Here is a 24811-nt window from a genome sequence, read left to right as displayed (position 1 = left end):
CTATGAAAGCTTATTTAGATTTGTGCCAACGCATTGTTAACGAAGGCGTTTGGGTAGAAAACGAACGTACCGGAAAACGCTGTTTAACGGTGATTAACGCCGGTTTGACTTACGATGTGGCAAACAACCAATTTCCGTTGATTACCACCCGTAAAAGTTATTGGAAAGCCGCGATTGCAGAATTTTTAGGCTATATTCGCGGTTATGATAATGCCGCCGACTTCCGCAATCTTGGCACCAAAACCTGGGATGCCAATGCCAATGAAAATCAGGCTTGGCTTAACAATCCTCACCGTAAAGGTACCGATGACATGGGACGCGTATATGGTGTGCAGGGCAGAAGTTGGCGTAAACCGAATGGCGAACATCTCGATCAGCTACGCAAAATCGTCAATAACCTCAGCAAAGGCATTGATGACCGTGGTGAGATTCTGACGTTCTATAACCCGGGTGAATTTGATTTGGGTTGTTTGCGCCCTTGCATGCACACGCATACGTTTTCTTTACTTGGCGACACGTTATATCTCACCAGTTACCAACGCTCTTGCGATGTGCCGCTTGGCTTGAATTTTAACCAAATCCAAGTGTTTACCTTCTTGGCGTTAATGGCACAGATTACCGGCAAAAAAGCAGGGCAGGCATTTCACCACATTGTGAATGCGCACATTTATGAAGACCAGTTGGTACTCATGCGTGATGTGCAATTAAAACGTGAGCCTTTCCCATCACCGCAGTTGGAAATTAATCCGGACATTAAATCTTTAGAAGACCTGGAAACCTGGGTCACCATGGACGATTTCAAGGTCACGGGTTATCAATGCCACGAGCCGATTAAATATCCGTTTTCCGTCTAACAAAGTGCGGTCGGTTTTAAAAACGTTTTTAAAATCCACCGCACTTTTCATCTGAAGAACCTCATGACTGAATTGCAACATCAATTAGATGAACAATTTATGCGCCACGCCTTAACGCTGGCGGACAAAGCAGAAGCCTTGGGTGAAATTCCCGTGGGCGCCGTGTTAGTGAGCGAGGAGGGTGAAATTATTGGCGAGGGATGGAATTTATCGATCATTGATTCTGATCCTACGGCGCACGCCGAAATTGTTGCTCTACGCCAAGGCGGCCAACGCTTACAAAATTACCGCTTGTTGAACGCAACCTTATACGTCACCCTTGAGCCTTGCACTATGTGCGCCGGGGCAATTTTGCATAGCCGCATTAAGCGCTTAGTGTTTGGTGCGGCGGACTATAAAACCGGTGCGGTAGGTTCCCGTTTTCATTTTTTTGATGATTACAAAATGAACCATACCATCGAAATTACCGCTGGCGTGTTGCAGCAGGAATGCAGTGAAAAACTCAGTGCGTTTTTTCAAAAACGCCGCGCGCAGCAGAAAGAAGCGAAATTAGCAGACATCCCGAATAAATCCAATGTCGAAACAATGAATAGAGATTAATGTGCGGAAGAATCGTTCTTATTTTTGTACGAGAGATAAGAGCATAAAACCACAAGATTACTTTTTATCGTAGAAAATTACGGCATTTTTCCTTTTATTTTGATACACTGGGCAAGTTATCGCCTTCATTATTTTGTTGGCATGATTTCCGTCTTAGTCAATATCTATTTATATGCGTTCTAAAGGAAACATTATGAGTATTAATAACCTCAAATATAAATTCCAACATTTTTTATACCCGATTGCCGCACAGTGTGATCGTTTGGGCATTAAAGCCAGCTATATTACGGTATTCTCTAGCATCCTCTCTATTGTCATTGGCATCACGGTGCTTTTAGGCGGGCAATCGCTCTTTTGGTTAATTCCAATTGGGCTATTTATTAACCTTGTCTTGCTGAATAATCTTGCCGATATTCTTATCTATGATTTTGAGCATACGTCTCGTTGCAGTCTATATTTAACCAAAATCATCTATGTTGTTGCCATGACAGCGGCATACATTCCTTTTATGTTTGTTGCGCCTTTTGATCCGCTACAAATCGGTTTAGTCATTCTACTTTCAGCGTTACTGGATTTAAATCTGCTCCCTAAACAAAAAGAAGAAAACGATGAACCCTATGGTGGACCGTTAGATAAAGTCGATCGTGCAATCTTACTTGGTGAAGTAGCGATATTATACGCCCTCTTTGCGCCGTTCAATGAAGCACTTTATTGGGCACCGTGGGTATTAGTCGCCAGTTTAGTCCTCACGCTAATCATTAGAATTAAACTCAACCGTACGAATACGCCAATTCCAGAGGAAGTCCAAGAAGAAATTCATCAAGAGCTTTTAGAAGAACTAAAAGAAAAAATGAAATAATCCAATACAAATCCCTTATGCCGTGTCATTGCCTTGAAACAATGATACGGCATTATTTTTTATAACAAGGAGTAATTATGGACACACGGTTAAAAATTGGTTTAGTCTCCGTTTCAGATAGAGCCTCTCAAGGCGTTTATGCTGACCAAGGTATCCCTGAATTAAAACAATGGCTTGAACAAGCCATGGCTACCCCCTTTAGTGTTGTTGAACGTCTTATCCCCGATGAGCAAGCAGAAATCGAACGTGTATTATGTGAATTGGTGGATGAACAGCATTGCCACCTTGTGTTAACCACTGGCGGAACCGGTCCGGCAAAACGGGATGTCACACCGGATGCGACGTTAGCCATTGCCGATCGGGAAATGCCCGGCTTTGGCGAACAAATGCGCCAAGTCAGTTTGCATTTTGTTCCAACCGCCATTTTATCCCGTCAAGTGGGTGTGATTCGCAAAGATAGCCTTATTCTTAATTTACCGGGGCAACCGAAAGCTATCAAAGAAACCTTAGAAGGCGTTAAAGACAGCGAGGGTAAGGTCATTGTGCAAGGGATTTTTAGTGCGGTGCCTTATTGCCTGCAATTAATCAATGGCATCTACATCGACACCAACCCTGCGATTATCACCAGTTTTAGACCAAAATCAGCACGCCGTGAATAATACTTCGTTGGCAATATTACGCTAAAATACAGACTTCGTTATTAAAAAAGCCATCTGAAAATGCATGAAAAAACGACCGCACTTTTCAGATGGCTTCTTGTTAATGAGAAATTGCCATGTGCATACCCGATTCGTATGGCAATAATGGATAGGTGATGAAAACGCAAAGTAATGCGTTATTTATTTTTCCCTTCTAAATACAACCACTCTGCCACTTGTTTGGCGAAGTAAGTCAAAATGCCGTCAGCGCCGGCACGTTTGAAACAAAGCAAAGATTCCATAATACATTCTTTTTCTTTCAACCAGCCGTTTTGAATCGCCGCCATGTGCATGGCATATTCACCGGACACTTGGTAGGCAAAGGTTGGTACGCCGAATTGTTGTTTTACGCGATAGACCAAATCTAAATATGGCATACCCGGTTTCACCATCACCATATCGGCGCCCTCTTCCAAGTCTAATGCCACTTCTTGTAACCCTTCATCGCTGTTAGCTGGATCTAATTGGTAGGTCTTTTTATCGCCGCCTTTTAAATTGCCTGAAGATCCCACAGCATCACGGAACGGGCCGTAATAGTTGGAAGCATATTTAGCGGAGTAAGCCATGATGAGGGTGTTAATAAAGCCTTTTTCTTCCAAGGCGTTGCGGATTCTGCCGATGCGACCATCCATCATGTCGCTTGGTGCGACCACGTCTGCACCGGCTTCTGCGTGGGACAGCGCTTGTTTGATTAATATATCGGTAGTGATGTCGTTCAGTACGTAGCCTTCTTCATCGATAATACCGTCTTGTCCGTGTAGGGTGTAAGGGTCAAGCGCCACATCAGTTAATACGCCAAGGTCAGGATAGGCGGCTTTGAGTGCCTTCACTGCGCGTTGCACCAAGCCGTTCGGACTATAAGCTTCTTCCGCCATTAAGGATTTTTTCGCCTGTTCCACCACAGGAAATAACGCAATCACCGGTACGCCATATTTCACCAATAAACCCGCCTCAATTAACAGTTGGTCGATGGTTAAACGTTCTACGTTTGGCATGGAAGGCACCGCTTCACGATGATTTTCGCCTTCAATAATAAATACGGGATAAATCAGATCATCAACAGTCAGTTTATGTTCAGCCATTAAGCGGCGACTAAAATCCTGTTTACGCATGCGGCGTAAACGGCGGGTTGGAAAACCGGTAAAAATTTGTTGTGTCATATTATCTCCCGAATTGAATTAGTGATTAGCTGTGTTGTTTCCATCTTGAGTGGCCTCGTCTTCTTCACGCGGACGATAAAATCGCGCAAAGAATACACCCACTTCAAATAACAAACACATTGGAATAGCAAGCAAGGTTTGTGAGAATACATCCGGCGGAGTTAAAAGCATGCCGATAAAGAACGCACCGACAATAATATAAGGGCGCTTGGCTTTTAAATCTTCCGGTGTGGTAACACCAGTCCAGCATAACAGAATAATCGCCACCGGCACTTCAAAGCAAACACCGAAAGCTAAGAATAACGTCAGTACAAAATCTAAGTAGCTACTGATGTCGGTCGCGATCGCCACCCCTTCCGGTGCCGTTTTAGTTAAAAAGCTGAACACTAACGGGAATACCACATAGTAAGCAAAAGCTACGCCTAGATAAAACAACAGCGTGCTGGAAAATAATAGTGGATAAATCAGGCGTTTTTCATGTTGATATAACGCCGGTGCCACAAACGCCCAAATTTGGTAAAGCAAAAATGGCACGGAAATAAAAATGGCAACAACGCCGGTCAGTTTAATTGGGGTGAAAAACGGCGTGGCGATGTTGGTGGCAATCATGCTGGAACCGTTTGGCAAGTTCGCTGTTAACGGTGCTGCCACAAAGTTATAAATTTCGTTGGAAAAATAAACTAACGCCACAAATACCACAGCAACGAAAATAATGCTGCGTAATAAACGGTTGCGCAGTTCTACCAGATGAGTGATGAGGGGTTGAGTATCGTCAACGCTGGTCATAAATTATCCTAATTGAGGGTTGCGCCCTAGCTTTTATTTGAGGATTGTTCGGTTTTCTCCGAATGGGCATTTTCTGAATTGGCCGGTAAAGGATTATCCGGATCATATTGATTGATGTAATAAGCCAGTTTGTCATCTAGCTCAATTTCTTCTTGCTCCGCCTGTTCTGCCGGAGAAAGTGCGGTCGTATTTCGCGACATTTCTGCAACGGCTAAGGCTTCTGTATTTTGTTCGGAAAAATCTTCAACATCAAGAATGTCATAGTTAGCCATTGGGTTGCGATCATTTGAACCGGGATGAATATTGTCATTTTCATCCGAATTTTCTACCGCACTTTTCATTTCCTTGATTTGATCTTGCAACGTAGTATTACTTTGTGCTGCTTTTTGTTCCAAATCGGCACGCAACTTATCCGCAGAGGCTTTTAATTCCTCAACGGTTTTGCCTAATTCGGGAGACAGCGCCTTAAGATTCAAGCTTTCCGCTTTCTTAATGCTGTCTTGCAACTCTTGCAATTTTAATTCTTGTTTCAGTTCGTTTTGTACATTTGCCGCCAAGCCACGAACGGTTCGCACCCAAGACATGACCGTGCGAATGGCTACCGGTAAACGTTGTGGGCCTAGTACTACTAAGCCCACAATACAAACTAAGACAACCTCAGAAAAACCAATATCAAACACGGATTATGCCTGTTCTTTTTCTTTGCTTTTTTCTTGTTCCGGTTGTGCCTTTTGCTTTTGTTCCACTTTATCGAAACTTGCATCAGCCGGTTTGGCTTCTTCATTCATGGCTTTTTTAAAGCCTTTTACAGACTCGCCCAAATCCGTACCTAACGTACGCAATTTCTTCGTACCGAATAACAATACAATGATTAAAACCAAAATAGCCAATTGCCAAATGCTAATGCCACCCATAAAAACCTCATTGATATGCGTTAAGAGATGAAATTTATCTGTTGAAAACGTGCAGAACTATACTCGTTTTACCCGTGTTGAACAATAGCCAAGCCGGATTATTTTCGTATTTATTGACGTTGCTTACCTTGCTTCTTTGCATTTTAACTTAGCATCGTATAGCAACTCGCTTCCTTCTAAGCCTTAAATAACTCCCTTGAAGTCAAACTGTCGCTCTCATTTTATACCGCAATAACACACTCAAAAGAATGCTGCCGAATGACGCAAATTAGGCAGCATTCAAGGAGTTGACTAGTTAGCCTTATCGTCAATTAACACGGTTTCTAACGCCACTTTGATCATTTCATTAAACGTCAACTGACGCTCTTCCGCACTGGTTTGTTCATGAGTACGAATATGGTCGGATACGGTACAGATAGTCAATGCACGCGCACCGTATTCCGCTGCCACGCCATAAATACCGGCGGCTTCCATTTCTACGCCTAGAATGCCGTATTTTTCCATCACGTCAAACATGGCGACATCCGGAGTATAGAATAAATCCGCAGAAAATAGATTACCGACACGAACCTTAACATCTAATTCCTTCGCTGCCTGTACCGCCGCTTGCGTTAAACCGAAATCGGCAATCGCTGCAAAATCGTTGTCTTTAAAACGAATACGATTGACTTTGGAATCGGTACACGCACCAAGACCGATAACCACATCACGCACTTTGACATCCATACGGACGGCACCACAAGAGCCGACACGAATCAGTTTTTTCACACCGTATTCCGTAATAAGTTCTTTCGCGTAAATGGAACAGGAAGGGATCCCCATACCATGGGCCATCACAGAAATGCGGCGACCTTTATAGGTGCCGGTAAAGCCCAACATATTGCGAACGTTGGTCACTTCTTGCACGTTTTCTAAGAAAGTTTCCGCGATATACTTCGCACGAAGCGGATCGCCCGGCATTAATACGGCATCGGCAAATGCACCGGCTGGCGCGTTAATATGTGGAGTCATAGTCTTTTCCTCTTTATTGACATGGTGAACTAAAATTAGCGCAAACGTTTTCGTTGCCTATAAACGACAACACCACGAACGGGTCGTGGTGTCATCATAAAAAAAACGTGGTGAAATCATACCGCACTTTATAGCACAGCACCACTCAAACCGATAAATAATCCGGCAATCGTTGCACTCATTAAGTTAGATAATGAACCGGCAAGCACCGCTTTTAAACCTAAACGCGCAACATCACCGCGACGATTTGGTGCCATACCGCCTAAACCGCCGATTAAGATTGCAATGGAGCTGAAGTTAGCGAAACCACAAAGTGCGAAGGTAATAATTGCTTTGGTTTTATCACTTAACACCACAGCAGAATCCGGTTGTAAATATTTAGCAAATTCTAAATAACCCACAAATTCGTTCACCGCTAATTTTAAACCAATCATTTGGCCGGCAATGGCAGATTCTTCCCAAGAAATCCCGATTAAGTATGCCAATGGTTTGAAAATCCAACCTAAAATCACTTGTAAAGTTAAGTTTGGTTCACCAACAATGCCACCCAAACTACTTAAAATCCAGTTGATTAAGGCAATCACAGACACAAACGCAATTAACATCGCGCCTACATTCAGTGCCAAGTGCATACCGTCACGCGCACCATTTGCTAAGGCTTCAATCGCGTTGGACGGTTTTTCCACATCCGCGTCCTCTTTTAACATATCATCAGTTTTTTCCGTTTGTGGAAACATGATTTTCGCGAATAATAAACCACCCGGCGCGGCCATAAAAGAAGCGGCGATTAAGTAAGTTAACGGCACGCCCATTCCGGCATAACCTGCCATCACAGAACCGGCGATAGAAGCCACGCCCCCCACCATCACAGCGAATAATTCAGATTGGGTCATACGACCGATAAATGGCTTAACAATTAACGGCGCTTCCGTTTGCCCCACGAAAATGTTTGCGGCAGCTGACATGGATTCCGCTTTTGAGGTACCTAATAATTTTTGTAACCCACCACCGATAAGTTTGATGACCCATTGCATCACCCCGATGTAATAAAGCAAGGAAATGAGTGCAGAGAAGAAGATAATCACCGGTAATACTTTAATAGCAAAGATAAAACCGAAACTTTGGCTTGGGTCAGTCAATCCACCAAAAACAAAGCTAATCCCTTCATTACCAAAACCGATAACTTTGCCGATAAAATCGGATGCCGCTTGTAATGCGTGACGTCCGGCCGGCACATAAAGCACGAAAGCACCGATAGCGATTTGAATGGCCAGTGCGCCAAACACAGTACGTAAATTGATCGCTTTGCGATTGTTAGAGAATAAAACGGCAATCCCTAACAGCACAAAAATACCGATAATGCTGATTAAAATGTCCATAGATACCTCAAAGGATGTAAATAAAAATTTGGCGTATTCTACTTGTTTTTGTGGCGAAGAGGGAGTGATTTTTTCAAGAATAAAAAAATCCCGAGGATTTCGAGATTTTTTAATGCTTAGCATCGTAGCGTGCAACTTGTTGCACGAAATTGTGAATGTCCGAAAGGGGTAAATAACATTTCGTACGTGGTTTAGTCGTACATCAAGATACACAGTACGCACGACATTGCGAATGATGCATCGAGGTTAATCATTCGTGCAACAAGTTGCACGCTACAAGGGGTAAATAATCCTCCGATATGTTGAATTTCGGTTGTCAGCCTTGTTCGTTATATAGCGAGGATTTTTTAATGCTTAGGATCGTAGCGTGCAACTTGTTGCACGAAATCGTGAATGCCCGAAAGGGTTAAATAACGTTCCGTGCGTGGTTTGGTCGTACATCAAGATGAACGGCACTTACGACATTGTGAATGACGTATCGAGGTTAATCATTCGTGCAACAAGTTGCACGCTACGAGGGGGAAATAATCCTCCTATATGTTGAATTTCGGTTGTCAGCCTTGTTCATTATATAGCGAGGATTTTTTAATGCTTAACGCTGAATCAAATAGCGTAATTTGGTGCCATCTTGTTCTATGCTTAATAACGTATAACCGTGGTTTTTGGTATCCACCGGAATGTTGTTGATGGATTGTGCGCAGTCGCTTAACAATTCCAACACTTCCCCTTTTTTGAGCTCAGGCATGCTTTCTAACATGACGATGGCAGGATAGGGACAAGGTTCGCCCACGGTGTCGATGGTGTAATCCGGCACGATGTCTTTTGGATCTTTATCTAATTTGTGCACAACGGTAAATGCCATAATGTGTTTTCCTTCTGTGAAATAAAAATAACGTTAAATCAAACCGCACTTTTACGCCTGTGCGAGAGCGGCGATTTTGGCTTTTGCTTTGGCAAGAAAGCGTTTTTCCCACCAGACGACAGCGATTAAGCAGACGATCAATAAACCGTAGTTCACCAATAATCCGCCGACCGGACCAAATTCTTTCAGTAAGTTCAGTTTTTCGTAGTCAAGCGCCAATGCCGGTGCCAAATCATCCCAAGCGTAGGCGAGATAGGTAGAACCGATAACGTTGCCGATACCCACCCACATAAAATGTACTTGGCCTTCCATCGCGCGGTACATCCAACCGGTTTCACAACCGCCGGCTAATACAATGCCGAAACCGAATAATAAACCACCGATAATCGCATTTGGACCCGCCCACATGATTTTTGCCGGAACGCCTAATTGAATGTAACTAAACACACCGATGGTGCCTGCAAGAATGCCGAAAATAATGGCTTTTGCCATGTAAGCGCGGCCGGTTACCCAAAGATCACGGAAAGCCGATGTGAAGCAGATTTGCGCACGTTCGATAAGTAAACCGAAAGCTAAACCGCATAGCATGGCGAAGCCCAATTTGACGGACTGAGTCATCACATAAAAGGAGGCGATGAGGTAAGCGAAGAAAACCATCATGCCGATCCAAAAACGGCGTTGCGCTCTTTTCGGATCGCTTTCTTGTAATTTCGCGGCGCCTTTTTTCAATTCCAATTTCACACGGAACATCGGTAATAAAGTGACTTTTACGCCGGCGTAAGTTCCAAGGGCTGTGGCAATGGTGAAAAACCAAGCGTGCACGGAAAATTGTGGAATGCCGGTAAATAACGAGGCAAGGTTACAGCCCATCGCCAAACGTGCGCCGAAGCCGGCAATGGCTCCGCCGATTAAGGCTTGCACGATACGGCGTTTGTGTGGCTGGTTACGCCATTTCACATTATTTGCCCATAAGGCCGCGGAGATACAACCGGCAAACATGCCTAAGATCATCACGCCATCAACACGGGTGAAAATCGTGCCTTGCATGCCGATGATTTTGTAGTAACTCCAATCGGACACATCGATGCCCAAGGTTTGTAGTGCATGGCCGCCCCAACGGGTAAATTCGCCGGTGACTGCCCAATACGTACCGGTAATGCCGAAATAATAGGCTGAGATTAAACCGGCGGCGATAACGGCGATAACGGGATTCCAATATTTAATCAAATATTGTTGTTTGAACTGTTGTAAAACTTCGTTCATTTTTTATCCTATTAAGGTGAATGAAAGTATTACAAGGAAGGTATAACAATGAGAAAAGGCTCAAAAGAAGGGCTTTGTCATTTCCTATACACAAACTTGCGATATAAATGAAATTACAAATTAGATTTGCGAGCGTTAGTTTAATGAATAAAATCATGAAAGGCAATCGTTCGCTTGTTTTTTTAACATTTTTAGGTACGTTACCTTACTTTTAATCTTCTCAATGATTCAGCTGAATCCATATTGCTTGTGCTATGTAAATGGATATAATTCGTCGCACATTTATTACAACAAAGGAAATCCTATGAAAAAAGTCATTTGTTCATTATTTGCACTTTCAGCATTGAGTACTGCGGTGGCACAAGAAGTCAATATTAAAATTCTTGGAACCTCCGATGTGCATGGCCGTATTGTGCCTTGGAGTTATGGGGCGGATGTTGCTGACAAATCCGGTTCTTATGCGCAAATTGCCACTTATGTAAACGATATTCGTAAACAACATAAAAATGTGGTATTAGTCGATGTTGGGGATGCCATTCAAGACAACCAAGTTGATGTTTTTGCTAAAACGAAAAAATACTATCAAGATCATCCTGTACCAAAAGTATTAAACGCAATGAAATATGACGTTTTTGTGTTGGGAAATCATGAGTTTAATTTTGGTATGAAAGCACTTGATGAAATTTTAAAAGACATTAAGGCAAAAAAATTAACTGCGAATTTTTATTATAAAAAGAATGATAAACGCTATCTCGCACCGGCAACAATTATCGAAAAAGACGGCGTGAAATTGGGAATTATCGGTTTAACCACCCCAATGTCTGCCAAGTTTGAAGAAGATACCGGTAACTTAAAAGACATGAAATTCACTTCGCCAAGCGAAGAAGCAAAAGCACAAGTGGCGGCTTTAAAAGCGAAAGGTGCAGATGTCATTATCGCAGTGAGTCACATGGGCATTGATAATGAAAACAATATCCCTGATACCGGTATGCGTGATGTGATTAATGCTGTTGATGGCATTGATGTCGTTATTGCCGGTCACATGCACAAAAACGTACCGAGTGAAACCATCAAAGATACTCTAATCACAGAACCACACCGTTACGGCACCGTGGTTTCCGAAGTGGATTTAACCTTTGATATCAACGATAAAAAAGAGGTTAAGCTATTGAAGAAAGAAGCCAAAACCGTTCCGGTGAAAGCGTTGGAGGCTGATCCTGAAATTGAGAAAATTTATCGTCCTTATCATGAAGAATTACGCCGTTTGAATAATGTGGTCATCGGGCATACCGAACATGATATGGTGCCACAAGGAAAAAATCATGGTGTCTCCATTGCTTTCTCTAAAGATACCGGTCTTTCTTCTTTTATCACCGATGTTGAACGTCACTATAGCGGTGCTGATGTAGTGAGTTTTGCCTTTGACTATGAAACAGTGCGTTTGCCTAAAGGTGAGATTAAGAAAAAAGACGTGATTTATAACTATCGTTATGCCGGTGGTGATGTCACTGTCTATGAACTCACAGGCAAGCAGTTAAAAGAGTATATGGAATGGTCGGCAGATTATTTCAATACGATTCAGCCGGGCGATACGAATTATCGTTATGATGAAAAACGCAGTAAATCTAAATATGTCACCTTCGATATCTTCGGCGGAGTGAAATATAAAATTGATTTACGCAATCAAAGCGGCAATAAAATCGTGGACTTGACCTTGGCAGATGGACGCGCGATTACCGATGATATGAAACTCAAAGTCGGTATGAACTCTTATCGTTTTGGTCAATTAAATGGTAAAGGCGGTATTTGGGAAGGTCAGCAAATTCCTGTTTTATGGGAGTCTAAAGTGGCGATGGGACGTGAAAAAGGCACCATTCAAAACATGATGATTGATTACATCCAAAACGTGAAAAAAGGCAAAATTGATGGGCTTTCACATCAACGTTGGGAAATCATTGGATTAGAATAAGATTCTCAGCATTTGCGTAAAAAAGCGTTCCCTGTTAAATGCGTTTGATCATTTACATCGGGAACGCTTATTTTTTTGAACGTTATTTATCGGTTACAGTTTTTCCACCAACTCTATTGCCGCGCCGATATAGCTTGCCGGCGTGAGTTGTTGCAAGCGTGCTTTTTCTTCTGCCGGAATGTCTAATTTCTCAATAAAATCAAACATCGCTTTGGTATCGACGCGTTTGCCTCGGGTGAGTTCTTTCAGTTTTTCGTACGGTTTTTCAATGCCGTAACGACGCATCACGGTTTGAATTGGTTCGGCGAGCACTTCCCAGTTTTGATCCAATTCTTCACGTAAATGGGCTTCATTCACTTCTAATTTGCTGATGCCTTTTTGGGTCGCTGCATAGGCGATTAAGCAGTACCCTAAACCTACGCCAAGGTTGCGCAACACGGTGGAATCCGTTAAATCGCGTTGCCAACGGGAAATCGGTAATTTGCTGCCTAAGTGTGCCATCACGGCATTTGCCAAACCAAGGTTACCTTCGGAGTTTTCGAAGTCGATTGGGTTGACTTTGTGTGGCATGGTAGAAGAACCGATTTCACCGGCGATGGTACGTTGTTTGAAGTGATTTAGCGCGATGTAACCCCACAGGTCGCGGTCAAAGTCAATCACAATTGTGTTAAAACGCGCTACGCAATCAAACAATTCGGCGATGTAATCATGCGGTTCGATTTGGGTGGTGTACGGGTTCCATGTTATGCCCAAAGAGGTCACAAATTCTTCGCTGAAGGTATGCCAGTCAATATTCGGGTAAGCGGATAAATGGGCGTTATAGTTTCCCACGGCGCCGTTGATTTTACCTAGAATATCAATGTGTTGTAATTGTTTATATTGGCGTCTTAAACGATACACCACGTTGGCCATTTCTTTGCCCACGGTGGTTGGCGATGCCGGTTGACCGTGTGTGCGGGAAAGCAATGGAATGGTTTTATATTGCTCGGCAAGTGCGGTGATTTTTTCGATTAAATTTTGCCACTCCGGCAACAACACTTCTTCACGCGCGGTGTTTAGCATTAAGGCGTGGGAAAGGTTGTTGATGTCTTCGGAGGTGCAGGCAAAGTGAATAAATTCGCTGATTGCCGCCAATTCAGGCAATGCTGCGCTTTTTTCTTTAAGGAAATATTCCACTGCTTTTACATCGTGGTTAGTGTTTTTTTCGATTTCTTTAATGCGCTCGGCATCTTCAATAGCAAAATTAGCGACAATTTGGTTGAGGTAATCGTTTGCTTCTTTTGACAAAGAAGGAACTTCGGTGATTTGTGCGGTCGCTGCCAATTTTTGTAACCAACGAACTTCCACTGTGACGCGGAATTTTAATAATCCGAATTCGCTGAAAATATGACGTAAACGGGCGGTTTTGTCTTGATAACGACCATCAATCGGGGAAAGTGCGGTTAGCGCGCTAAGTTGCATAGATGAAAGCTCCATTATTTAGAGAAGTTAAAGAGAAGAGAGAATGTGTTGTGCCGTGGCAGCAATTTTGCCACGGAAAAACAGCAGTTGCCATTTGGTGCCGCCCACTTGTTGCCACAAAATAGCGGAACGGATGCCGGCTAATAACGCGGCGCGAATGCGATTTTGTGTGCCTAAATGCTGTAAATATTGAGTCACGCCGGTCACTTGAATTCGGCGACCTAACGGGCTGATAACGTCCACATAAATGCCGGCAAAATTAGACAGCATCTGTTCGTCGAGTAAGTGGTAATGTTCCAGCTGTGTGGGTAAATATTGAATACGGCGTGCCAATTCTTGTTTGGCTTCCGGGGTTTTGTTGAGTTTTGCCGCCAATGCTAACAGACTGAGCCAATAACGCCCCAGTTCCGGCTCGCTACCGTTAAGCTGTTCGCAAAGTGTGGTTAACCCCAATTTCAGGTTATTTAGCTCGCCACCAAACACATCGAGTGTGGTATTTGGCGCGGTTTTTAATAAACTGTTCAGACTGGTTTCTAATGCGGCTGCATCCGCTTCACCATTTAATGCCAGCTGTTGCACGAGTTTCGCTGCTTGGCAGACGCCGGCAAGGGCGAGTGTACTGTCGTAATAATTAGCCATTAAGGTTTAATGAGAATTGAATAAAAAGAGTACGAAAAAGTGAGCGGTAATATAGCATTTTTCTGCTATAGTGGAAAGGCAATCGGCAAGGTCGATAAACTCAAAAAAGATGAAAAAGGAGAAAACAATGCAACGCATTTACAAAACAGTATTTTTTATGACCGCACTTTTGCCTCTTGGCGCATTGGCAAAAGTTACCGTGACAAACCCAATCATTTTTGCCACTCAACAAGCCGGTGAACCCACCGCGATTTTTATGGAACTGCATAATGATGGCAATGAAGCTGTGAATCTGGCGATGGTACAAAGCAGTGAATCGGCAAATTTGGTCTTGCACGGCACACAAAATGGCAAAATGATTACTACCGATGGCATTGCAATTCCCGCTAATGGCAACGTGCAATTAAAACCGGGTGGTTTGCATATTATGGTGTTTGATTCTGCCAAGGCGTTGCAAGCTGGAGAACGTTTTCCATTGACCTTGATGTTTGATAATGGTGAAAAAGTGGCTACAGATGCCGCCATTATTCACCATTAGTCATCGTTTTCCAAATCCTCTGGCTCAATAGCGTACGGCTCGTTACAAAAAATAAGAAAGACGAACAGGCGCTAAGATCTGGATGAATCAAAATGCCGATTAATATCCCATCGACATTGCGGCTAAAAATAGGATGGACGCTACTTGTTCCTCCGGAATGACTTTTCCGTTAAGTTTGAGTTCGCCATTTTCTAGCACAAGATCCAATTTTACTTGTTTGCCATCATCAACCAAAATCCCTTGTTGTACCGGTGTTTTTAAGCCGTCATTGATTTTCATCTCGGCAATCCGAGCCGCTTCTTCTTTATCCAACTTAGAGGAAAGTTGCTCGGCAGCAGTCAGAGTTTCAATTAATGCGGCTTTATTTGCATCAATTTTAAAAATAAAGTGACGGAATAATTTAAAAATTTTTCCGGTAGATAATGTGCTGCTAAGATCGGACGTTGCCACGGCAACATCAATATCCGTTGCCAACTTACCTGCACTATTACTTAATGTCGGACGAAGGATAAAGTGCGGTTGCCCATCAAAGAATTTTCGAATAAGCGCAATCTCCGTATCAGTTAATGGTGCATCTTCGATTTGAGCGAATTTTGCGTGTAATACTTGGTTTAATGTCTCGCCATCAAGATGATTAAACGCAGTATTCAAATTAAGATCGCCAAAATGAATTTGATTTAACTGTGTACCATCCAGTTTCAGATTCATTGCCAAATCAAGAAACGCCGCTTTTCTGACCGTATTCAAATCGATTTTCCAATTTTTAACCGTGAGCTGATTCGCTTTGCCCTGCTCATTGGTTTCTTCGATACTTGTCTCACCGCCGGTAATCCATTGCTGTCCGGTAGACAGGAGATCCCACTCCTCGATTGGCTGATATTCAGCCATTGCTTTAATATTGTTAAACTGTACTTGCGTTTTCGTCTCTGCTTCTTGGTAAGTCGCACGACTCAGTGCAAGATGCGCTTGCTGAATGCCTTTCTGCGCAAAATCAACACTCAAATTTACATCACCGACTTGCCATTTCCCTTTTTCTACGGAAACCTCAAAAGGGGCAAAATCCATTTTCGCATTCCCTTGGCGTTGATAATTCATTGATGTCGTCACTGTCAGTGGAGCTTTGCCTTTTGCGATCTCAAACCACGGACTTGTTGTGTCATTTTTGGTAAGCTTATCAACACTGGCGAACATCGTAGGTGTAAAGTTAAATTGAGATAATTGATTAACCGGCAATGGGCCGTGATATAAGGTGCCTTCAAACGGTAAAGTAAAGGCAGATTCAGGCTTATTCGGATCTTTCACAACAATGTCATATCGGGTTTTTGAACTCAATAAACCGCGCTCAATGGCAACATGACTAAACTCAACGGACAAGCCTTTTGCAGAAAACGATTGCTGTATGTTTTGGTTGAGCAACTCAAATTGATGGACATACTCTTCTTCGGCGACTTTTCCTGTATACCATGCACCACCAACCCAGGCGGCACCTAATGCAGCAATAACACCTAACGTTAACGTTGATTTTTTCATACCCTCTGTCCTTAATGAATAAATAAAAAGTGAAATAACTTGGCTAATCTAGCATAAATTTAATTTTTTAGAAAAAAGACCACGAAATTTTTATTCTCCTCTTGAATCTCTTACTTTTATCCTCATTTTACAAAACGAATCAGGATTGAACCGCAAATGTGCCGTTCTAGCAACAAGCCTTTAGGTAAAGCTAGCACTGAAAATCTATCTGATTTTTGAACCGCACTTTTCATGCATTGAAAAAATTTTTAAATAAATGCCTTGAAATGCAAAATTCAATCCACATCTTACAATCCGTAAACCATTACACCGAATTTTAAATTTTACGAGGAGAAAACAAATGGGAAAAATTATTGGTATTGACTTAGGTACAACAAACTCTTGTGTTGCTGTGATGGATGGCGATAAACCACGCGTGATTGAAAACGCAGAAGGCGATCGCACCACCCCGTCAATTATTGCTTATACAAACGATAACGAAATTTTAGTCGGTCAACCGGCAAAACGCCAAGCGGTAACCAACCCGAAAAATACCTTATTCGCCATCAAACGTTTAATCGGTCGTCGTTTTGAAGATGCTGAAGTAAAACGTGATATCGACATCATGCCATTTACTATTACAAAAGCCGATAATGGCGATGCATGGGTTGAAGTGAAAGGCGAGAAATTAGCACCTCCGCAAATTTCTGCCGAAGTGTTGAAAAAAATGAAAAAAACCGCCGAAGATTTCTTGGGCGAACCGGTTACTGAAGCGGTTATTACCGTGCCGGCATACTTTAACGATGCGCAACGTCAAGCAACCAAAGATGCAGGTCGTATCGCAGGTTTAGAAGTTAAACGTATCATCAACGAACCAACTGCAGCCGCACTAGCTTACGGCTTGGATAAAGGTCAAGGTAACAAAACAATCGCTGTTTACGACTTAGGTGGTGGTACATTCGATTTATCCATCATCGAAATTGATGAAGTGGGTGGCGAGAAAACATTCGAAGTGTTGGCAACCAACGGTGATACTCACTTAGGTGGTGAAGACTTCGATAACCGCGTGATCAACTACTTGGTCGATGAATTCCAAAAAGAACAAGGCATTGACTTGCGCAAAGATCCGCTTGCAATGCAACGTTTAAAAGAAGCCGGTGAAAAGGCGAAAATTGAGCTTTCTTCCGCCCAACAAACGGATGTGAACTTACCTTACATCACAGCGGATGCAACCGGTCCTAAACACTTAAACATCAAGTTGACCCGTGCGAAATTAGAATCTTTAGTAGAAGATTTAGTGGCGAAATCCCTTGAGCCGGTAAAAGTTGCCTTATCTGATGCTGGATTAAGCGCCTCTCAAGTTGATGATGTGATTTTAGTAGGCGGTCAAACCCGTATGCCACTTGTTCAACAAAAAGTGGAAGAATTCTTCGGCAAAACACCACGTAAAGACGTTAACCCAGACGAAGCCGTTGCGATTGGTGCAGCAGTACAAGGCGGTGTGTTAGCCGGTGATGTAAAAGACGTATTGTTGTTAGACGTTACCCCATTATCATTGGGTATCGAAACCATGGGCGGTGTGATGACCACCTTAATTGAGAAAAACACGACGATTCCAACCAAAAAATCGCAAGTGTTCTCAACTGCGGAAGATAACCAAAGTGCGGTAACCATTCACGTGTTACAAGGTGAACGTAAACAGGCTTCTGCCAACAAATCTTTAGGTCAATTCAACCTTGAAGGCATCAACCCTGCTCCACGCGGTATGCCACAAATTGAAGTGACCTTCGACATCGACGCAGATGGTATCATCCATGTTTCTGCGAAAGACAAAGGCACCGGTAAAGAACAACAAATCACCATTAAAGCGTCTTCCGGTTTAAGTGATGAAGAAATTCAACAAATGGTACGCGATGCCGAAGCGAACGCTGAAGCTGACCGTAAATTTGAAGAATTAGTACAAGTGCGCAACCAAGCAGATCACCTTGTACACAGCACACGTAAACAATTAGAAGAAGCAGGTGATAAAGTTCCAGCCGCAGATCGTGCTGCTATCGAAAGCGCATTAAGCGACTTAGAAGCTGCCGCAAAAGGTGAAGACAAAGCAGTGATTGAAGCTAAACTTCAAGCTCTTGCAGAAGTTGCACAAAAACTTGCACAAACAGCACAACCGCAAGGTGATGCACAACAAGCGCAAAGCAACGGCAAACCAAACGATGATGTTGTTGATGCTGAGTTTGAAGAAGTGAAGGATAATAAGTAATTTCACTCTCACTAAAATAGAAGGGCGTAGTAATACGCCCTTTTAGTGTATTCATCAACCACAATTTTTCCTGACTTTATTTAAAAAAGTGAAGTCAGGAAAAATAAATCAGGAGGATAAATGGCGTTAAAACTCTACCCAATCGTACAACAACGCTTAAATAACAACATAGCAAATGAGATGATCCCAACCCTTTGGCAAAACAATTTCGATAAACTACCACAAGGCCACTATTGTTATGGCATTTATTTTAATTATGTGACGAATTACCAAGCAGACTATGATTTTGCGATTGCAAGTGAAGCCGTATTAGAGACAGATATCCCCGCGATTGAAATTGAAGATTTGAGTTTCTACGAAGTTTTTCGTTGCAAAGTAGATGAAATTTATCAAACATGGCAGCTGATCTGGAAAAAAGAACAACAAGGCTTACTTAAGCGGGCTTATTCTGTGGATTTTGAAAAATACCACCCTGATGGTTTAGTAGAAATTTATATCGCTGTTGTACCACATTGCTAAGCTCAAAGTGCGTAAAATTTTATAAAAAATGACCGCACTTTTCCCCTCAAAACAAACACAACCCAAGGAAAAATAATGGAATTTGCAACAAAATGTCTCCATGCCGGATACACACCTAAAAATGGTGAACCGCGTGTTCAACCCATCGTACAAAGCACGACTTACACTTACGACTCTGCAGAAGAAATCGGTAAATTATTTGATTTGCAAGCGGCTGGCTATTTCTATACCCGCCTAGCAAATCCAACCACGAATGCCGCAGAAGAAAAAATTACCGCACTTGAAGGCGGTGTGGCGACAATGTGTACCGCCTCAGGACAATCTGCGGTATTTTATGCCATGTTGAATATTTTAGAAGCCGGCGATCACTTTATTTCTTCCTCTTGTGTCTATGGTGGCACCTACAATTTATTTGCACATACGTTCAAAAAAATGGGAATTGAAGTGAGCTTCGTGGATCAAGATTTACCGCTCGAAGAACTCAAAAAAGCCATTCGTCCAAATACCAAAGCTGTTTTTGCCGAAACCATTGCAAACCCGGCGTTACGTGTGTTGGATATTGAAAAATTCGCTGCCTTAGCCCAAGCCGCGCAGGCACCGTTACTCATCGACAACACCTTTGCCACGCCTTATTTTTGTCGCCCAATCGAATTTGGTGCAAACGTGGTCATTCATAGCACCTCTAAATATTTAGACGGTCATGCCATTGCACTTGGCGGTTCTATTACGGATGGTGGAAACTTTAATTGGAATAACGGCAAATATCCGCAATTAAGCACACCGGACCAAACGTATCACGGGTTGGTTTATACGGAAACCTTTGGCCCTGCCGCTTATATTGTCAAAGCGCGCGTGCAATTAATGCGTGATTTAGGCGCAACGCCTGCACCGCAAAACAGTTTCCTGCTCAATGTAGGTATGGAAACCCTTGCGCTGCGTATGCAACGTCATTATGAAAATGCTCAAACGGTCGCCGAGTTTTTGGAAAAACACCCACAAGTAGTAAAAGTAAGCTATCCGGGGTTAATCAGTTCCACGGATTACGCGCTTAAACAAAAATACTTACCAAATGGTTTATGTGGCGTCATTTCTTTTGAAATAAAAGGCGGTAAAGAAGCCGCGGCAAAATGGTTAAATGCCTTACAAATGACCTCGCGTGAAGTGCATGTGGCGGATATTCGTACTTGTGCGTTACATCCTGCGACCTCAACGCATCGCCAATTAAGTGAAGTCGAATTAGAAAAAGCAGGGATTTCCGCAGGATTAATTCGCCTTTCTTGTGGTATTGAAAGTGTTCAAGATATTTTGGCGGATTTAGAACAAGCCTTCAACGTAGCAAAATAATGGCATTCAAGGCAGGCAATCGGCCTGCCTCTTTGAACAACGACAAAATCATATCGTAACAGAAATATAGACGGCTCATTTTGGTTTGTTGACTTTCGTTTGACTGTCAACAAACGAAAATAAGCCGAGCCATGCCCTAATAAATTCATGTGTTGGCTCTTGATATTTCTGCCTTTGACATCATTTTGGTGTTTAGAACTATTGTTCATATAATACAATACATAATCATAGAAGTCGCATTTGATATTTTAAACGGGAAATTGAAACATTATGGCAAAACAAGACTACTACGAACTCCTCGGCGTTTCTAAATCCGCTGATGAAAAAGAAATTAAGCGCGCCTATAAAAAGCTCGCGATGCAATATCACCCGGACAGAACCAAAGGGGATAAAGCGAAAGAAGAAAAATTTAAAGAAATCCAAGAAGCTTATGAAGTATTAAGCGATAAGCAAAAACGCGCTAACTACGATCAATACGGCCATGCCGCCTTTGAACAAGGTTTCGGTGCCAGCGGAGGCTTTAGTGGTGCGGATTTTGGCGATATTTTTGGTGATATGTTCGGGGATATTTTCGGTGGTGGCGGACGTGGTCGCCAACGTGTCGTGCGTGGCGATGACTTACGCTATGACCTTGAAATCACCCTTGAAGAAGCCGTCAAAGGTACGACCAAAGACATTAAAATTTATACCCTTGCGCCTTGTGAAACCTGTCATGGCTCAGGGGCTGAGGCCGGTTCAAAAGTGGAAACCTGTCCACAATGTCACGGTTCCGGTCGTCTGCGTCGTCAACAAGGGTTCTTTATGACCGAAACCGTTTGTCCAACCTGTCATGGCAGCGGTAAGAAAATTGAGAAACCGTGTAAAGTTTGTCACGGTGACGGCAGAGTGAATAAACCGAAAAATCTTTCGGTGAAAATTCCGGCAGGCGTGGACACTGGAAATCAATTGCGCTTATCAGGCGAAGGCGCAGCCGGTGAAAACGGCGCACCGGCAGGCGATTTATATGTTGTAATCCATGTGAAAGAGCATCACATTTTTGAGCGTGATGGCAACAACCTTTATTGTGAAGTGCCGATTAGCTTCACTATGGCGGCTCTTGGTGGCGAAATTGAAGTGCCAACATTGGATGGACGGGTTAAGTTAAAAATCCCGGAAGAGACCCAAACAGGTAAATTATTCCGTATGCGTGGCAAAGGTGTCACCTCCTCCCGTAGCGGTTATGCCGGCGATTTAATCTGTCGAATTGTGGTAGAAACACCGGTAAAACTCAACGAAGAACAAAAAGAATTGCTACGCAAACTTGAAGAAAGCTTAGAAGGGCAAACGAAACAGCGCCCGAAATCCTCTAGCTTCCTCGATGGTGTAAAACGTTTCTTTGATGATTTAACGAAGTAACGCCAACAAGCTTCCTTGCAAAGTGCGGTGAAAATTTAATGTGTTTTTTCACCGCACTTTTTTGATCTTTTTCTCCTCGGATGTCATTTTTGCGCCAATTTATACATTTTAATCAAGTAAATTTTCTGCGCATACGAAATTTCCTTTAATTAATAATCAGTTATTTAATGTCAACTAAGCAATAAAAAAATATATCGCTTGAATTCTTTATCTCAACACATTATCTTGTGCCAAACTTTTTGGTTTATAACTATATATTGTGTTTTGGATCTATATCTAAGGAGTAGCGTCTTTCATGAATAAAGCATTAATGGTCACCAAACGTGACGGCACACTGGAGCCGATTAACCTCGATAAAATCCACCGCGTAATTACCTGGGCGGCAGAAGGACTAGACAATGTGTCCGTCTCACAAGTGGAATTGCGTTCTCACATTCAGTTTTATGAAGGTATTCGTACTTCCGATATTCACGAAACTATTATCAAAGCAGCTGCAGACTTAATCAGCAAAGATTCTCCGGATTATCAATACCTTGCTGCTCGCCTTGCGGTGTTCCATTTGCGTAAAAAGGCTTACGGCCATTTCGATCCGCCACGTTTATACGATCATGTGAAAAAACTCGTACGCATGGGCAAATACGATCATGCCTTATTGGATGATTACACCCGAGAAGAATGGGATGAAATGGACGGTTTTATCGACCATTGGCGCGACATGACCTTCTCTTATGCAGCTGTGAAACAATTAGAAGGCAAATATCTCGTTCAAAACCGCGTGACCGGTGAGATCTACGAATCCGCCCAATTCCTCTATTTATTAGTGGCGGCAAGTCTGTTCTCCAAATACCCGCAAGAAACTCGCTTGGATTATATCCGTCGCTTCTATGATGCAACCTCCACTTTCAAAATTTCCTTGCCAACCCCAATCATGGCAGGTGTACGTACGCCAACCCGTCAATTCAGCTCTTGCGTGTTGATCGAGTGTGGCGACAGCTTGGATTCCATTAACGCCACTGCCTCTGCCATCGTGAAATATGTTTCTCAACGTGCCGGTATCGGTGTGAATGCCGGTGCGATTCGTGCACTAGGTAGCCCAATTCGTGGCGGCGAAGCGTTCCATACCGGTTGTATTCCGTTCTATAAATACTTCCAAACTGCCGTGAAATCCTGCTCTCAAGGTGGTGTGCGTGGCGGTGCGGCAACCGTGTATTACCCAATTTGGCACTTAGAAGTAGAAAGCCTGTTAGTGTTAAAAAACAACCGTGGTGTGGAAGACAACCGCGTGCGTCACATGGACTACGGTGTACAACTTAACAAATTAATGTACCAACGCTTAATCAAAGGCGGCGACATCACCCTATTTAGCCCGTCCGATGTGCCGGGACTTTACGAAGCGTTCTTTGCGGATCAAGACAAGTTTGAAGAACTTTACGTACAATACGAACAGGATCCGTCCATTCGTAAACGTACCGTGAAAGCCGTGGAATTGTTCTCTTTATTAATGCAAGAACGTGCGTCCACCGGTCGTATTTACATTCACAACGTGGATCACTGCAACACCCACTCTCCGTTTGATCCGAAAGTGGCGCCGGTGCGTCAATCCAACCTGTGCTTGGAAATCGCCTTACCTACCAAACCACTAAATAACATTAATGATGAAGAAGGTGAAATCGCCCTTTGTACCCTTTCCGCCTTTAACTTGGGCAAATTGGACAACTTAGACGAGCTAGACAATTTGGCAGATCTTGCCGTGCGTGCGTTAGATGCCTTATTGGATTACCAAGACTATCCGGTGGTTGCGGCAAAACGCAGTTCCCTAGCCCGTCGTTCTTTAGGTATCGGCGTCATTAACTACGCGTACTACCTAGCGAAACACGGCGTGCGTTATTCTGACGGCAGTGCCAACGATTTAACCCACCGCACTTTCGAAGCTATTCAATATTACTTATTGAAAGCCTCCATGAACTTGGCGAAAGAACAAGGCGCGTGTGAATACTTCCACGAAACCACTTACGCACAAGGTATTTTGCCAATCGATACGTACAAAAAAGACATCGACAGCTTGACCTCCGAGCCGTTGCATTATGACTGGGAAAGCCTGCGCCGTGACATTCAAGAATTCGGCTTGCGCAACTCTACCCTCACTGCCTTAATGCCGTCGGAAACCTCTTCACAGATTTCCAACGCCACCAACGGTATCGAACCGCCACGCGGCCATGTGAGCGTAAAAGCCTCAAAAGACGGTATTTTGAAACAAGTGGTGCCGGATTATGAAAACCTCGGCGAAAACTACGAATTGCTTTGGGACATCCCTGGCAACGACGGCTACTTGCACTTGGTCGGCATCATGCAAAAATTCGTAGACCAAGCCATCTCCGCCAACACCAACTACGATCCGAAACGTTTTGAAGATGGCAAAGTGCCGATGAAAGTGTTGTTAAAAGATCTTTTAACCGCTTACAAATACGGCTTAAAAACCCTCTACTACCAAAACACCCGCGATGGTGCCGAAGACAGCCAAGAAGATTTAGATGATGGCTGTGCCGGTGGGGCGTGTAAGATTTAATTAAGGCATTTCTTTCTATTCTTGTAGGGTGGGCTTTAGCCCACCAAAACTTTCTTATTAAAATGGTGGGCTAAAGCCCACCCTACGATATGGAGACAAAAAAATGGCATACACTACTTTCTCACAAAACAAAAATGACCAACTCAAAGAACCGATGTTCTTTGGTCAAAACGTTAACGTTGCCCGTTACGATCAACAAAAATATGAGACCTTTGAAAAGCT

General features: G+C 43.1%; 22 protein-coding genes and 1 pseudogene. 12 read left to right on the top strand and 11 right to left on the bottom strand.

Annotation, left to right across the window (positions count from 1 at the left end; translation table 11 throughout):
* Positions 1-2: 2 nt before the first annotated feature.
* The 4 genes from QZ106_RS04575 to mog all read left to right on the top strand — a co-directional run bounded on the left by QZ106_RS04575 (position 3) and on the right by mog (position 2972).
* Entirely contained in the window at positions 3-854 is an 852-nt protein-coding gene (locus tag QZ106_RS04575) for a thymidylate synthase (RefSeq protein ID WP_295974836.1), read from the top strand.
* 63 nt (positions 855-917) lie between these two features.
* A complete protein-coding gene (gene tadA, locus QZ106_RS04570; protein WP_295974834.1) occupies positions 918-1454 on the top strand; it encodes a tRNA adenosine(34) deaminase TadA in 537 nt (178 codons plus the stop codon).
* A 193-nt stretch (positions 1455-1647) separates the two neighbouring features.
* The gene (locus QZ106_RS04565; protein ID WP_295974830.1) at positions 1648-2313 is read left to right on the top strand and encodes a CDP-alcohol phosphatidyltransferase family protein; all 666 of its coding nucleotides are present in this window, start codon (positions 1648-1650) and stop codon (positions 2311-2313) included.
* Between the two features lie 77 nt (positions 2314-2390).
* The gene (gene mog, locus QZ106_RS04560; protein WP_295974828.1) at positions 2391-2972 is read left to right on the top strand and encodes a molybdopterin adenylyltransferase; all 582 of its coding nucleotides are present in this window, start codon (positions 2391-2393) and stop codon (positions 2970-2972) included.
* A 176-nt stretch (positions 2973-3148) separates the two neighbouring features.
* Here the strand turns inward: mog and hemB are convergent, their stop codons facing one another.
* The 8 genes from hemB to yedE form a co-directional block, all read right to left on the bottom strand.
* Positions 3149-4171 (bottom strand): porphobilinogen synthase, encoded by a 1023-nt coding sequence (gene hemB / locus QZ106_RS04555; RefSeq protein WP_295974825.1) that lies wholly within the window; start codon positions 4169-4171, stop codon positions 3149-3151.
* Between the two features lie 18 nt (positions 4172-4189).
* A complete protein-coding gene (gene tatC / locus QZ106_RS04550; protein WP_295974823.1) occupies positions 4190-4957 on the bottom strand; it encodes a twin-arginine translocase subunit TatC in 768 nt (255 codons plus the stop codon).
* A 26-nt stretch (positions 4958-4983) separates the two neighbouring features.
* Entirely contained in the window at positions 4984-5637 is a 654-nt protein-coding gene (gene tatB, locus QZ106_RS04545) for a Sec-independent protein translocase protein TatB (protein WP_021615750.1), read from the bottom strand.
* A gap of 3 nt (positions 5638-5640) precedes the next feature.
* Positions 5641-5871, bottom strand: a complete 231-nt coding sequence (gene tatA, locus QZ106_RS04540; RefSeq protein ID WP_021615751.1) for a Sec-independent protein translocase subunit TatA — start codon at positions 5869-5871, stop codon at positions 5641-5643.
* A 291-nt stretch (positions 5872-6162) separates the two neighbouring features.
* On the bottom strand, positions 6163-6882 hold the full coding sequence (gene deoD, locus QZ106_RS04535) for a purine-nucleoside phosphorylase (protein ID WP_290521669.1): 720 nt from the start codon (positions 6880-6882) through the stop codon (positions 6163-6165).
* A gap of 128 nt (positions 6883-7010) precedes the next feature.
* Complete coding sequence (locus tag QZ106_RS04530) at positions 7011-8261, bottom strand: NupC/NupG family nucleoside CNT transporter (RefSeq protein WP_209363219.1); 1251 nt, start codon at positions 8259-8261, stop codon at positions 7011-7013.
* 592 nt (positions 8262-8853) lie between these two features.
* The gene (gene yedF / locus QZ106_RS04525) at positions 8854-9123 is read right to left on the bottom strand and encodes a sulfurtransferase-like selenium metabolism protein YedF (RefSeq protein WP_295974813.1); all 270 of its coding nucleotides are present in this window, start codon (positions 9121-9123) and stop codon (positions 8854-8856) included.
* Between the two features lie 51 nt (positions 9124-9174).
* A complete protein-coding gene (gene yedE / locus QZ106_RS04520; protein WP_295974810.1) occupies positions 9175-10386 on the bottom strand; it encodes a selenium metabolism membrane protein YedE/FdhT in 1212 nt (403 codons plus the stop codon).
* Positions 10387-10690: 304 nt separating this feature from the next.
* Here yedE and QZ106_RS04515 point away from each other — a divergent pair, with 304 nt between their 5' ends.
* Complete coding sequence (locus tag QZ106_RS04515; RefSeq protein ID WP_295974808.1) at positions 10691-12355, top strand: bifunctional UDP-sugar hydrolase/5'-nucleotidase; 1665 nt, start codon at positions 10691-10693, stop codon at positions 12353-12355.
* 93 nt (positions 12356-12448) lie between these two features.
* Here the strand turns inward: QZ106_RS04515 and purB are convergent, their stop codons facing one another.
* Positions 12449-13816: an adenylosuccinate lyase gene (gene purB / locus QZ106_RS04510; RefSeq protein ID WP_295974806.1), complete on the bottom strand. Its 1368-nt coding sequence runs from the start codon at positions 13814-13816 to the stop codon at positions 12449-12451.
* Positions 13817-13843: 27 nt separating this feature from the next.
* On the bottom strand, positions 13844-14455 hold the full coding sequence (gene hflD, locus QZ106_RS04505) for a high frequency lysogenization protein HflD (protein ID WP_295974803.1): 612 nt from the start codon (positions 14453-14455) through the stop codon (positions 13844-13846).
* Between the two features lie 127 nt (positions 14456-14582).
* Here hflD and QZ106_RS04500 point away from each other — a divergent pair, with 127 nt between their 5' ends.
* Positions 14583-14993: a copper chaperone PCu(A)C gene (locus tag QZ106_RS04500; RefSeq protein WP_295974801.1), complete on the top strand. Its 411-nt coding sequence runs from the start codon at positions 14583-14585 to the stop codon at positions 14991-14993.
* A 99-nt stretch (positions 14994-15092) separates the two neighbouring features.
* On the opposite strand, the gene QZ106_RS04495 is transcribed toward QZ106_RS04500, so the two are convergent.
* Positions 15093-16523 carry a YdgA family protein gene (locus QZ106_RS04495; protein WP_295974800.1) on the bottom strand — a complete coding sequence of 477 codons (1431 nt, stop codon included), beginning with the start codon at positions 16521-16523 and terminating at the stop codon, positions 15093-15095.
* A gap of 340 nt (positions 16524-16863) precedes the next feature.
* On the opposite strand from QZ106_RS04495, the gene dnaK reads away from it, so the two are divergent.
* The 6 genes and pseudogenes from dnaK to QZ106_RS04465 form a co-directional block, all read left to right on the top strand.
* The gene (gene dnaK / locus QZ106_RS04490) at positions 16864-18765 is read left to right on the top strand and encodes a molecular chaperone DnaK (RefSeq protein WP_295974797.1); all 1902 of its coding nucleotides are present in this window, start codon (positions 16864-16866) and stop codon (positions 18763-18765) included.
* A 120-nt stretch (positions 18766-18885) separates the two neighbouring features.
* Complete coding sequence (locus QZ106_RS04485) at positions 18886-19284, top strand: GyrI-like domain-containing protein (protein WP_295974795.1); 399 nt, start codon at positions 18886-18888, stop codon at positions 19282-19284.
* 75 nt (positions 19285-19359) lie between these two features.
* Positions 19360-20628 (top strand): O-acetylhomoserine aminocarboxypropyltransferase/cysteine synthase family protein, encoded by a 1269-nt coding sequence (locus tag QZ106_RS04480; protein WP_295974793.1) that lies wholly within the window; start codon positions 19360-19362, stop codon positions 20626-20628.
* Positions 20629-20898: 270 nt separating this feature from the next.
* Positions 20899-22023, top strand: coding sequence for a molecular chaperone DnaJ (gene dnaJ / locus QZ106_RS04475; protein ID WP_295974789.1), 1125 nt, complete (start codon positions 20899-20901; stop codon positions 22021-22023).
* Positions 22024-22318: 295 nt separating this feature from the next.
* Complete coding sequence (nrdA, locus tag QZ106_RS04470; protein WP_295974788.1) at positions 22319-24589, top strand: class 1a ribonucleoside-diphosphate reductase subunit alpha; 2271 nt, start codon at positions 22319-22321, stop codon at positions 24587-24589.
* A gap of 103 nt (positions 24590-24692) precedes the next feature.
* Positions 24693-24811 (top strand): annotated as a pseudogene (locus QZ106_RS04465) (ribonucleotide-diphosphate reductase subunit beta); the annotation flags it as partial.

Source organism: uncultured Aggregatibacter sp. (assembly GCF_901873365.1).
In the GTDB taxonomy this organism is placed as follows: domain Bacteria; phylum Pseudomonadota; class Gammaproteobacteria; order Enterobacterales; family Pasteurellaceae; genus Aggregatibacter.
Note: the sequence above shows the minus strand (reverse complement) of the source record. Positions and strands in the feature narration are given on the sequence as shown.